At 54.4% G+C, this 713-nt stretch carries 1 protein-coding gene; it reads left to right on the top strand.

Annotated elements, in window-relative coordinates; translation table 11 throughout:
- Positions 1-321: 321 nt before the first annotated feature.
- Positions 322-713 (top strand): ribosome maturation factor RimM (rimM, locus tag E1297_RS42650; RefSeq protein WP_155149191.1); only part of this gene is annotated, 392 nt, incomplete at its 3' end.

The raw sequence follows: 713 nt of genomic DNA, 5'->3' as shown, positions 1-713 counted from the left end.
GGGTCTCGATCCTTGATCCCGAACGGATGAAGCGTGACCTGGACGTGCCTGACGATTGGTCCCTGGTCGGCTATTACTGTGTAGGCTGGCCGGAAGAAATGTCAGAACGGCCCGAACTTGAACGCGCTGGCTGGGAACAGCGTAGCGCCCGATTGCATCTCGAAACGCGGTAGAGGCAGATGTTTGGACTGATACGACTTCCCATCCTGCTGCTGATCGCATTTATTGTGGGCGTGTTCTTTGAACGCAGCAACCAACGCGAGGCTTGTGCCGAACTTGGTGTTTGGCAGAACGGACTATGTGTAGCATCGGAAGCGCCCAATGACTGATCTGATCTGTGTCGGCAGTATTGCCGGCTCTTACGGGGTTCGCGGCGAAGTACGGCTCAAAAGCTATTGCGCCGTTCCCGAAGATATTGAAACCTATTCACCTCTGACCGACGAGGACGGTACAGAACGGTATCCTCTGGTCCTGACACGTGCGATCAAGAATGGTTTCGCCGCTCGTTTAGGGGGGGTTGAGACCAAAGAACAGGCCGATGCTATCAAAGGACTGCGTCTGTTTGCGCACCGAGATCAGTTACCCTCGCTTCCGGACGACGAATTCTATCATACTGACCTCATTGGGCTGGAAGTTTATGATACCGGAGGTGCCCTGTTGGGGCGCGTAAAATCAGTACAGAACCATGGCGCAGCCGATCTGTTGGAAGTTCA

This window comes from Roseibium sp. RKSG952 (assembly GCF_009711355.1).
The sequence above is the reverse complement of the archived record's forward strand: the minus strand, read 5'-3'. Positions and strand labels throughout refer to the sequence as shown.